This window comes from uncultured Lactobacillus sp. (assembly GCF_947367085.1).
Classification (GTDB): Bacteria; Bacillota; Bacilli; order Lactobacillales; family Lactobacillaceae; genus Lactobacillus.
Genome location: NZ_CANBCP010000003.1, coordinates 70,544 through 81,420, shown reverse-complemented (window position 1 = coordinate 81,420; position 10,877 = coordinate 70,544). Strand labels below are relative to the sequence as shown.

Annotated in this window: 14 protein-coding genes; 4 read left to right on the top strand and 10 right to left on the bottom strand. The window is 34.4% G+C overall.

Annotation, left to right across the window (positions count from 1 at the left end):
- Positions 1 to 23 precede the first annotated feature (23 nt).
- Complete coding sequence (locus Q0Y70_RS01220; protein WP_297815536.1) at positions 24 to 269, bottom strand: hypothetical protein; 246 nt, start codon at positions 267 to 269, stop codon at positions 24 to 26.
- A gap of 439 nt (positions 270 to 708) precedes the next feature.
- On the opposite strand from Q0Y70_RS01220, the gene Q0Y70_RS01215 reads away from it, so the two are divergent.
- On the top strand, positions 709 to 891 hold the full coding sequence (locus Q0Y70_RS01215; RefSeq protein WP_297815534.1) for a hypothetical protein: 183 nt from the start codon (positions 709 to 711) through the stop codon (positions 889 to 891).
- 37 nt (positions 892 to 928) lie between these two features.
- Here the strand turns inward: Q0Y70_RS01215 and Q0Y70_RS01210 are convergent, their stop codons facing one another.
- From Q0Y70_RS01210 to Q0Y70_RS01185, 6 genes are all read right to left on the bottom strand, one after another.
- Complete coding sequence (locus tag Q0Y70_RS01210) at positions 929 to 2,089, bottom strand: hypothetical protein (RefSeq protein WP_297815532.1); 1,161 nt, start codon at positions 2,087 to 2,089, stop codon at positions 929 to 931.
- The gene (locus Q0Y70_RS01205) at positions 2,082 to 2,699 is read right to left on the bottom strand and encodes an ATP-binding cassette domain-containing protein (RefSeq protein WP_297815530.1); all 618 of its coding nucleotides are present in this window, start codon (positions 2,697 to 2,699) and stop codon (positions 2,082 to 2,084) included. The genes Q0Y70_RS01210 and Q0Y70_RS01205 overlap by 8 nt, the downstream gene beginning before the upstream one ends.
- Positions 2,700 to 2,759: 60 nt before the next feature.
- Positions 2,760 to 3,047 carry a hypothetical protein gene (locus Q0Y70_RS01200; protein WP_297815528.1) on the bottom strand — a complete coding sequence of 96 codons (288 nt, stop codon included), beginning with the start codon at positions 3,045 to 3,047 and terminating at the stop codon, positions 2,760 to 2,762.
- 163 nt (positions 3,048 to 3,210) lie between these two features.
- Positions 3,211 to 4,047: a helix-turn-helix domain-containing protein gene (locus Q0Y70_RS01195; protein ID WP_297815526.1), complete on the bottom strand. Its 837-nt coding sequence runs from the start codon at positions 4,045 to 4,047 to the stop codon at positions 3,211 to 3,213.
- An 84-nt stretch (positions 4,048 to 4,131) separates the two neighbouring features.
- Positions 4,132 to 4,995: a helix-turn-helix domain-containing protein gene (locus tag Q0Y70_RS01190; RefSeq protein ID WP_297815524.1), complete on the bottom strand. Its 864-nt coding sequence runs from the start codon at positions 4,993 to 4,995 to the stop codon at positions 4,132 to 4,134.
- A gap of 40 nt (positions 4,996 to 5,035) precedes the next feature.
- Complete coding sequence (locus Q0Y70_RS01185; protein ID WP_297815522.1) at positions 5,036 to 5,896, bottom strand: helix-turn-helix domain-containing protein; 861 nt, start codon at positions 5,894 to 5,896, stop codon at positions 5,036 to 5,038.
- A gap of 109 nt (positions 5,897 to 6,005) precedes the next feature.
- Between Q0Y70_RS01185 and Q0Y70_RS01180 the strand changes: the two genes are divergently transcribed.
- The 3 genes from Q0Y70_RS01180 to Q0Y70_RS01170 all read left to right on the top strand — a co-directional run bounded on the left by Q0Y70_RS01180 (position 6,006) and on the right by Q0Y70_RS01170 (position 8,244).
- The gene (locus Q0Y70_RS01180) at positions 6,006 to 7,280 is read left to right on the top strand and encodes an MFS transporter (protein WP_297815520.1); all 1,275 of its coding nucleotides are present in this window, start codon (positions 6,006 to 6,008) and stop codon (positions 7,278 to 7,280) included.
- Between the two features lie 182 nt (positions 7,281 to 7,462).
- Positions 7,463 to 7,879 carry a helix-turn-helix domain-containing protein gene (locus Q0Y70_RS01175; RefSeq protein WP_297815518.1) on the top strand — a complete coding sequence of 139 codons (417 nt, stop codon included), beginning with the start codon at positions 7,463 to 7,465 and terminating at the stop codon, positions 7,877 to 7,879.
- Positions 7,880 to 7,899: 20 nt separating this feature from the next.
- A complete protein-coding gene (locus Q0Y70_RS01170; RefSeq protein ID WP_297815516.1) occupies positions 7,900 to 8,244 on the top strand; it encodes a YxeA family protein in 345 nt (114 codons plus the stop codon).
- A 38-nt stretch (positions 8,245 to 8,282) separates the two neighbouring features.
- Here the strand turns inward: Q0Y70_RS01170 and Q0Y70_RS01165 are convergent, their stop codons facing one another.
- The 3 genes from Q0Y70_RS01165 to Q0Y70_RS01155 are packed head-to-tail and all read right to left on the bottom strand — an operon-like array spanning position 8,283 to position 10,872.
- Positions 8,283 to 10,208, bottom strand: a complete 1,926-nt coding sequence (locus tag Q0Y70_RS01165; protein ID WP_297815514.1) for a copper-translocating P-type ATPase — start codon at positions 10,206 to 10,208, stop codon at positions 8,283 to 8,285.
- Entirely contained in the window at positions 10,208 to 10,495 is a 288-nt protein-coding gene (locus Q0Y70_RS01160) for a cupredoxin domain-containing protein (protein WP_297815512.1), read from the bottom strand. The genes Q0Y70_RS01165 and Q0Y70_RS01160 overlap by 1 nt, the downstream gene beginning before the upstream one ends.
- Positions 10,495 to 10,872: a cupredoxin domain-containing protein gene (locus Q0Y70_RS01155; protein WP_297815510.1), complete on the bottom strand. Its 378-nt coding sequence runs from the start codon at positions 10,870 to 10,872 to the stop codon at positions 10,495 to 10,497. The genes Q0Y70_RS01160 and Q0Y70_RS01155 overlap by 1 nt, the downstream gene beginning before the upstream one ends.
- Between the last annotated feature and the right edge of the window lie 5 nt (positions 10,873 to 10,877).

Here is a 10,877-nt window from a genome sequence, read left to right as displayed (position 1 = left end):
AAGAAATATGAGCCGAGTTAATGTTAGACAGTTAGTTTGATATAAATTAAGGCGCTGATGATAGCAACTATAATTGCTACACACAAGAAGAACAGGAACTTTTGACGATTCTTACTTAAAAAATCACTGCCAAAAGAAAACAGCCACCAACCTAGTGTTACAACGCCAGACATCCATAAATTATGGTGGTTAGTTAACAAGTCAATGCCAAGAAAAATGGCTACTAAACAAAGAGGGGGTAGTAGATATAAAGCAACTTTTTTACTCATTTTGCATACCTCGTATTATTAATTTCAAAATCTGCAAAGAAAGATTATACATAAATATGCTATTTGTTTCGATTAAATAATAGATTAAGGATGTAGAGTATGGTTCCGCCTAAAAGTCCAGCGCATAAGCCGTTGAGAAAAGGACTAGGAATATGAGGGGATATGAAGAGGATAAAAAGTATTACCCAGACGACTATGCTTACAAAATAGCAGAGAGCTCTAACAGCGGAGCATGGAATCTTATGCATAATTTTACCTCCACAAAAATTTTGATGATCCAAATTATACATAAAAATTGATTTGAGTTTTCAAATTGTGGATACTAATGAAAATTATGTTTTGTTTGGAGGATACATATGAAATACTTAAAAGTGCTGAGCACTGCAACAGGCTTATATTTGATTGCTTTTTTGCTTGACTAATCGTGACGCTATTTAGTATGAATGGAACAAGTGTGAAGACTAGTTTGCTAGGCCTGAGAATTAGTAATGTCGCCAGTGCACATTCACTTAATACAACTTTCACTCTAACCTCGCGTATGCTATTTACCTATTTAGCATTCATTGCTGTGTGTGAATTGGTAATGTTCATTGTTTATAAAAATAAAAAAGTTAATGCTTAAAGTTTACTGGGTGCATCTTGCGCCTTTTTTATTTGCTCTAGCGTTTCATTTTAGAGATCAACAGTCCCACTATATAGATAATTACTATCCAAGTAGTAAGAGTCAGTATTCCAGTAATGTAATTTACTTGAATATTATGATATTGAACACTTACTTCTCCTGAAATAATTCCTATTACATTAAAGTAAGTCGTAGGTAGCCAAGCAGCAGCTTTTTGAAATGGAACAATTACTGTTGTTGCAAGACTGAGTCCAATTAAAAGAAGCAAGCAAATGAATAGACTGGGAAATTTTTCGCGAATCAGATTTGAGATTAATTGGATAAAAGTGACGATAAATATTCCTACTAAAATTTGTAAGATGGCAATAGGAACAATTACTTGAGAAGTAGGAACATATTGATTTAGTGTTGCAGCTTGCAAGTTGCGGTATAGATAAAAGGGATAAGCTAAACTTCCGATCTTAAAAATACCTGCAGCCACAATAAATACAATCAGATTGATAGAATAAAAAATTATAGCAGTAGTTGAGATCCCAACAAAGCTGTCGAGAGCATACTTTTTATTACTAGTAATTGGTAATAATGAACTAATATCAGTTTTATTTTTGTACTTTGACGTATAAAGCTGAGTCAAAATAAAGGTAATTACCAATATAAATAAAAAAGGCAAGTACATTTGATTTAAATTAAGTAAAAATTGAATCCCAGTAACAGGTGGATTCTCTTCGTATGGAAGAGGATGCCTTTTTAAATACTCAAAGAATTTAACGTTTTTTGTTAACGCTCTTTTTTCATCGTTATTAACACTATTATTTTTTTCTTGGATATTTTTAGCTAAGCTAGCAGCTTTTAATTGATAACTATAGATAGTTCTCCAGTCACTTATCTTGAATGCTTGGAGTAATTTAAGGGTATCTTGGCGTTGTTTTTTAGTATCTTGAATGCTCTTTTGGGTTAAGTTATAGGCTTCACCATTTCTTTTATAGTGTTTTAGTGAATTGCTCATTTGTTTAATAGCATCGTTTTGCATTATTAAGTTGTCTTTTGCCTGACTTTGGAAAGAATTGTTTTTTGAAGCACTAGCATTCAAGCCTAATACAATAAAAGAAATTAATAACAGTAAGCAGATTGTAATCACAGAGATGTTACTTTTAACCACTTTTTTTAATTGAAATTGTATATATGCCATTTTAATCATCCTCATGCATGGTTAAATTTTCTAATTTGAGCTTGGTGAGATTGTCTAAAGACTTAATTTCATTGGCATAATGGGATGTTAAAATTATGCATTTATCTGAGTTTTTGATGAGTTCATTTACTCGAGTATAAAAAGTGGTTCGGCTGTTAGCATCTAAACCATTAGTAATTTCATCCATTAAAAGATATTGAGCATCACTGGCAAAATACATTGCAATTATCAACTTTTGCTTCATCCCTAGTGAATATTTCTTAATAGGCAAATATACAAATTGATCGATACCCCAAAACTTAATTTCTTTATTTAGATCGCAATCAGATCCCCATAATTTTTTGACTAGATTTAAGTAATCCCAACTATTTAAATTAGTATCAAGCCAGTTGTTTTCTTCGAAGAAAAATACTTCTTGTTTGCATTTTGAATATGGTTGGCTGTTGAATTCAATGCTGCCTTGATATCTAATTAAGTTACACAATGCTTTTAAAAATGTGGTTTTGCCCATCCCATTCTCGGCAGCAATTTGATATATTTTTCTAGATTCAAAATTAGCCGAGAAGTTCTTTAATATTGGCTGTCGTGTAGTAATCGTTAGATTTTCAACTTTAATCATAATTATCCTCCCAAAAAAGGCACGGCCATTCAAGAGAATGCCATGCCTTGAAATTGAGTTTTAATATCCACCAGAATAAAAGTTTGTGTGAAGGTAAGAGGTATAATTCCAACCTCCTCCTACTTGCTGATTTTGATAACCAGTTTGACGTGACCAAGCTGGAATTCTCTCGTAGCGATAATTTCGGAAGTTCATCTCTCCTTGAGTAATTGTGTTTCTGTCAAATCTATATGATTTTACTGCACTTCTAGTTGCCGCTTGTGTTACATTTCCTACTTGTTGCCCAGTTTCTACACCAATAAGTGCCAATAAAGCCACAGCAGCAAAAGATGTTAATAGCTTTTTCATAAAAAACCTCTTTTCTAATTTTCAATAGTTGTTGAAGGATATGGAATAATAACTGGAAGTTACCACCACATGATTCTAAAAAGCTCCTTTCTGTCGTTATGAATCCTAATACTACCCAAAAATCATAAATATGGAGGAATTCTGTATCATATATGCTACAAAATTATTGTGGCCAGGTTTTTACGATGTTATGATAACCATATTTCTCTAGCTCATTTTTTATCTTTTGAGTTTCTTCTTTGTTTCCTGAAAGGAGCTCTTTTAAATAAACGGCAGCAACTTTATAAATAAGCAATTGAGGATTGGGACTTACGGTCATAATATAGTCTATTATTTGTTTAACCCGCGCAACTACAATGCTTTTGTTTTGAGTGCTTCGTTTATAACAGACAGCTAAGTAATTTTCAAAAATCCGTAGATATCGTTGTTGTTGTAGTTCTGAAATATGTGGGTCCTTTTTTGCTTTAGATAGAAGCCGACCAATAAAGAAGTCTAAACTTTCTTGGTCCCATAGCGGCATGGTATTGGTAAATAGACGTAATAACTCGGGGCGTGTCATCCAATTTTTACCTTCGTCAAATTCAACAAATAGCTCGTGCTTTATCTGAGGATCAATTAAATCTAACTCATCTTTTATATTAGCCACAGCAATCATAGCTCGTAACTTTAAAATTCTAGATTGAGAGTGGGCCAAAATTTGGTGATAACATTTTTCTATTTGAGTAATGTCTCCGCTATTGAAGGCTTGCTCCATGTTTTGATTTAAAAGAATTTCGTGTGCTTTTTGTTTAGATGTGTAGGTTTTTTGAAGTAGTTGATAAAAGTAGGGGATATCTATTTCATGTTCGAATAGGATTTTAGCTAATTTATCAGCACTAATCGAGTTTTTCCCGCTTTCCACTTTAGCGTAAAAAGAACGGCTGACAACTCCAGCACACATTTGCTCTTGTGTGAGATATAATTCATTTCTAACAGTGTGTAAGGCTTCTCCAATTGTCATTTACTTACTCCTCGTGTTGATTTGATTTAATTAGAATATAAAATTTGAGAAAAAATAAAAGCAGTGCTTCCTGCTTTTAATGCTCTAATCGGTTCGCTCCTCGAATTCTCTTTGGAGAGTATTTCCATATTTCTCCATTCCCAAGTTTTTAAAAGTATCAATAGCCATTCGACAATTATTTAGATACTTGCTTTGCTTAGTGGTCTTATATTTAATCCAATTTTCAAAAAAGAATAGACCATTTTTGTAGAAAAAGAGTTCTGGAGTAGTTGCGATCTTATTAGCAGTCTCAATAAAGAATTGAGTATTAGTATATTTATTTTTTACAATGGCAAGTGCAAGGATATTACCAATTATTGCAAGAAGTGCCCTTTGAATCTCAACATCTTGGGTATTTTTATAACGATTTATTATTTTGGTTGCAATGGTCTCATTGCTTTCTAAATCATAAAAAGCCATGAAGTTGCAGTATAAAGTAATTGTAGATTTATCGTAAGATGGGCGGTTGAAAATTTTATCTTTAAGTTGATCTCTTAATACCTTGTTGAATGATTGAGGATCATGTTTAGTTGATTCCAGCCAACCATCTACTAGTAATTTCTCTTCTTCTTTATCTTTTGAAGATAGAGAAGTCTCATCTATTAAGTTCTTTATATTTTTGAGTTTCTTAAAATCATGATTATAGTAAGCAGAACTCATTAATGCTCGCAGCTGCTGGATTGTTTGATACTTCATTTTATCGCTTGAATTAAGTCGACTGAAGAACTCCCAGATAGAGATGTTGTTGAAATGAAGTAGGTCTACTAAATTATCGACAGTGATTTTATTGATGTTCTTTTCAACTTTGGAATAATAAGATTGACTAACGATCATCCCATCATTGATGAATTCTTTTTGATTCTTGCCTTGAGCTATACGGTATTCTTTAAGCAATTCACCTGTTGTCATAATTATGTTCTCCGAAAAATAATGCATACTATAGTAAAATCTATCTATATGTGACAAGAAGATTTTCAAGAACTTTGCCGTATTTTGATATACCAATGTATATTAAAAAATCCTTAATTTTAACACTTTCATCGTAGTATTCCTTATTATTAGTTCGATGATAAAGAATTATATTTTTAAAGAAGCAAAAAGCAGACTTATAAAATACTAACTCTGGCTTTATTTTAACTTTGTCGCCATTTTCAATGAAATAATCAGTATTCATTTCTTTATTATCTCTAAGTGAGAAGGCTAGGATGTTAACTATGATAGCTAATACAGCTATCTGCATTTTTGTATTTTTAGTATTAATGTATTGATTTATTATCTTTTTAGCAATCACGATATTACTTTCAAGATCATAGAAAGGCATAAAATTACAGAAAAGAGCTACTTTGTTATCGTTAAAATTAGGAATATTGAATATTTTTTCTTTAATTTTAGTTCTTAATTCTAAGTCTGGCTTTTGCGAAGGTTCTTTCATTACTTCCAGCCATGCGTCTATAAGTAGTAACTCTTCTTCTTTATCTTTTTCTGAAAGATTACTTTCTTTTACTATTGGCCTAAGATTTCTAACTTTTTCGATATTTTTTTCATAATAAGCTTCATGCATTGTTCGATTAAATTCTTCAATTTGTTGATGCTTCATCTTATCGCTTGAATTAAGACGACTGAAGAACTCCCAAACAGGGATGTTGTTGTAATGAAGTAGGTCTAATAAGCTATCAGCCGCAATTTTATGAGCATTCTTTTCAACTTTGGAATAATAAGATTGACTAACGATCATCCCATCATTGATAAATTCTTTTTGATTTTTGCCTTGAGCGATACGGTATTCTTTAAGCAGTTCACCGATTGTCATATTTAGTTTCTCCTCAAAAATATTCAAATACGACTATTTTAAAAACAATTTTAATTCCTTGATAATATTAAATCAACATTAAAACATATGAAAAAAGGAGTTAAACATTATGAACGTATTTTTGAAGAACAGAGATTACAGAAGATTTTCAGTTGCTAGTTTCTTATCTAGTGCTGGTGATATTCTTTTTTACTTAGCATTTATGACTTATGCAAGTAAATTACAAAATTATTCTCTAGCTTTATCATTAATTGCAATTTCTGAATCATTGCCAAGCTTATTTGATATCTTTGGTGGTTATTTAGCTGATAAGACAAGAAAGAAATTTAAGAACATCTTCGTAATGTCCATCGTTAGATTTGCTCTCTATGGCTTAGTTGGAGTATTATTCGTTACCAATGTATCTCAATGGGGATTAGTAATTGCAGTAGTAATTATCAACTTTATCTCTGATATGGCTGGTACTTACTCAAGAGGATTAGGCGCTCCATTAATTGTTGACTTAGTTGGAGAAGACGAATTTGCACAAGCAGAGGGCTTTACCAATGGTATTAGTCAAGTAATTACTACTGTGGCTCAATTTGTTGGATCAGGATTATTACTTTTCTTATCTTACTCAAGCTTAGCTTTCGTTAATGCATTTACTTTCTTAGCAGCTGGCTTGTTATACGCTAGCGTAGGACTTCGTCATAAGAAAGACGAAAAACCGCTTGAACCACAAGAAGTAAATGACCAAAAATTCTTTGCGACAATGAAGACTTCATATACTCAAATCAAGAAGGCTTCAGGCTTGTTATCAGTAGTTTTAGTAATTGCACTTCTTAATGGTGCATTAACTTCTATGGGTTCATTATTACCAATTATTATGGCCGGCAATCGCTCAACAATGATTATTTCTACTTACAGCTTTACTCTTGCAGTAATTGGATTAGTAGTAAGTGTTGGTGCAATCTTAGGTAGTGCTTTTGGACCACAATTATTTAAAAAGCAATCTGTTTTCTTTATGGTTATTGTTGCCAATGTTTTAAGTGTAGCTACTACAGTTGCTGCAATGTTTGCTAATATTTATGCAATCATGCCATTTTACTTCTTATTAGCTTTAGTGGTAAGTACTGCTTCACTTAAGATGCAACAATGGTTAGTCACTAGCATTGATCGTAAGATCTTAGCTTCAAGTGTAGGTTTGCTTAATACGGTTATCATGGCAACAGCGCCTGTGATGACTACAGTATTAACTACTATTTCAGGCTTAGGCGATGTTAGATACGCATTGTTTGCACTCTTAGCAGTTGAAATTATTATTTTATTCGTAGCTGTTAAATTGAGTGTGAAGACTAAAGTGAATAAAGAGGAAGTTAAACCAGCAGCCGTAGTAAACGAATAGCTTGCGGAAATAATGTTTAACTTCAAATGAAAAGCGCAGCCAATAAACTGCGCATTTTTTATTTATATTGAATAAGTAGCAAAAACGTAAACTCCCAGTTGCGGGGAATATCTAGAAAAGTTCTTGTCGGGCAAGAGTTTGCTAGCTAGAATAAGATAATAAAAATCTAAAGGAAGAAGATTATGAATAATAAATTTGCTACTCAATTAACCAAATATCGAAAGCGGCATGGTTTATCACAGGATCAACTAGCTCAAGAGTTAAATGTTTCTCGTCAATCGGTCTCAAAATGGGAAAATGGAACGGCACTTCCCGATGTTGAACGCATTATTGATATTGCAACTTTATTAGATGTGAGTTTAGATACTCTGCTTTTAGATAAAGAAAATGCGCCGACTGAAGATGTTTCAAAGCAGATTAGCAATTTAAATGCTAAATTAGGTGAGTTCCAAGAAGATATTGCGGATAGTCATATCATTGTCTTCAAAAATAAACTTTGGCGGCTCTTAAAGCGTTATTGGTGGATAGGACTTATTTTTCTTATTATTTATGCTCTTGTTTCTTATATGTTCATTGAATTTTTGAAATATGTATTTTAGCTGAAAGAAGATGTGTTTACATGAAAAAGAAAAGCATAAACATTGCACTGATAGTATTAGCTGCCTTTATTTTGATTGTTTTTTATAACAAGCCAGATTCATTTGTTCATACTTCACTGACTGATCGCTTCAATCCCTTTATTGAAAAGACCACTACCTATGCGCAAGTTCCTACGGGAACTCAGTCCTATCACGAAGTTCAAGGATACAATTCCAAAGATGGTCATGTTTTATCTTATAAGCTAAAAAAAGTGGGTGGTTATGATCCTCAAGGTAAATATGTTGCAATCGAGCATAAAGGACAATATGTAAAAAGTATTAAATATATCTCTAAGCAAAACTTCTTAAGTAAAATAGACAAATAAAAAGATCCCAGGCTTTGTAAGCTTGGGATCTTTTGCGCTTAATTAGCACCTGCAATTTTAGTTTTGTTCAAAAGCAGCGAACTTCCAACAACTGAAACGGATGAAAAGGCCATAGCTAAACCAGCTAGTTCAGGACTCAAAGTTAGGCCTACTCCTACGAAAAGACCAGCTGCAATTGGGATGCCAATTGTGTTGTAAATGAGGGCCCAGAAGAGGTTGAGTTTGATGCGGTTGAAGGTCTTTTTGGAAATATCCAATGCACGCACAACGCCGCGTAGGTCATTTTGAACTAAAACAATTCCACCTGAGTCAATGGCAATATCAGTTCCAGAGCCCATCGCAATTCCAACATCTGCAGTCGATAATGCTGGTGCGTCATTAATTCCATCCCCGACAAAGGCTACTTTATCGCCATTAGCTTGGAGTTTTTGAATATGGTGGGCTTTTTCGTTTGGTAAAACACCCGCAATTACTTGATCAATACCAACTTCACTAGCAATGGCTTGAGCGACTTTTTCGTTATCGCCAGTAAGCATAACGGTCTTTAAGCCGCGTTCTTTTAACTCAGTAATTGCCTGCTTAGAACTTGGCTTCGGAGTATCTTGGATAGCAATTAGCCCAATAATTTCACCGCTTAAACCAACGTAGACTACAGTTTTAGCCTGATTTTGTAATTCATTGGCGTGGTTCATCATTTCCCGGGAAATATCTATATCTACTAAAAGACGATTGCTGCCGACAAAGGCTGTTTGACCATTATAGTCGGCTTTAACACCTTTACCTTCAATGGCTTCAAAGTCATTTACTTTTTTTGTTTTAATATCTTCTGCTTCTGCTTTTTTAATAATAGCCGTAGCTAGAGGGTGTTCAGATAATTCTTCGACACTTGCAGCGATGGCTAACACTTCGGCCTGATCTCCGACAATATCGGTAACTTCTGGCTTACCAACAGTGATCGTGCCAGTTTTATCAAAAACAACGGTGTTCAAATCGCTGACTTCTTGTAAAACTTCGCCGTTCTTAATCAAAACGCCCATCTTGGCGCTGCGAGCAGTTCCAACCATTAAAGCGGTAGGAGTAGCAAGACCCAAGGCACAGGGACAAGCAATCACAATCACGCTAACCGCAAAAAGCATTGCTTGAACCGCAGTTGCACCTAAGAATGAATACCAAATCATGAAAGTTAAAATTGCAATGATCAAAACCGCTGGAACAAAGATATTAGAGATCTTATCAGTTAAATTTTGAATTGGCGCGTGACTAGTTTGCGCTTTTTTAACTAAGTCAACAATTTGAGCTAGCATGGTATCAGCGCCAACTTTAGTGGCTTTAAAAGTGATAGTCCCGTTGCTGTTGATGGTGGATCCGACAACAGTATCGCCAACTTGTTTAACAACTGGCATACTTTCACCAGTGACCATTGATTCGTCTAAAGTGGTGGTTCCTTCAGTAATTTCGCCATCAACTGGAATCTTTTCACCGGGCTTAACGCGAATTAGGTCACCCACTTGCACTTGATCAAGTGGCACCTTTACAAACTTGCCATCCTTTAAAACTGCGGCATCTTTTGCCTGCAGACCCATCAGTTTACTTAGTGCATTTGAAGCATTGTCGTGCATTTTTTCTTCCATGGCATCGCCTAATAAGACAAAGACGGTCACAAAGGCGGCACTTTCAAAATAAACTGGACGGTTCGTAAACATTGCAAAAATACTGTAGAAATAAGCAACAGCAGTACCTGCTGCAACCAGGGTATTCATATTAGCGCTATGCTTTTTAAATGCCGCAATCGCGCTACTCCAGTAAGGTGCAGCTGAAATTGCCATAATGATTGTCGTGGTAACCAGCGCAATCCAATTATATCCTGGCATCATCCAGTGAAAGGGCATTGCTAGCATCTGGATGAGCATTGGGATTGACAGAATAAATGAAATCCAGAATCTTTGAATATTAGAAAGTTTCATTATTTAACGACGACCTTTCCTTTGAACATGTCCATTGAGCAAGCAAAGTCATAAATGCCAGGTTTGTCAGTGGGAATATCGATTGTGACATCTTTTTTGCCATTTAAATTGACGTCAACACCCAATGATTTAAATATAACCTCGTTCATGCAGCCCATATTGTCTGAAGCAACGAACTTAACTTGGGCAGGCTTACCTTGCTTGAAGGTGACGACATCTGGCTTATAGCCATGATTCTTTGCATCGACGATAATTTTTTTGGTTTGATTTTTTGAAAAAATACTCATTATTTCACAATTACCTTTCCATGAAACATATCCATTCCGCAGGCAAAGTTGTAAGTAGCTGCTTTATCAGTAGGAATTTTGACTGTAGTGACTTTTTGTTTGGTTAAATCTTCGTTGACTCCGAGTTGTTCAAAAACTACGTGAGATAGACAAGCGGTTGAATCTTGCATATCGAAGTTAACTTCAGCTGGAACGCCTTTTTTCAAGACAACGGTTGAAGGAGAATAGCCACCTTTGACCACGATTCTGGCACTTTGTTCATCGTTAACAACAGTGGATTGACCAACGGCTTCTTTGTGTTTACCAAAAAACCACCAGACGATAAAGCCAATTGCGATTAAGCCAACAATTAATGTGATAATTTGACTAGTATTCATAGCTT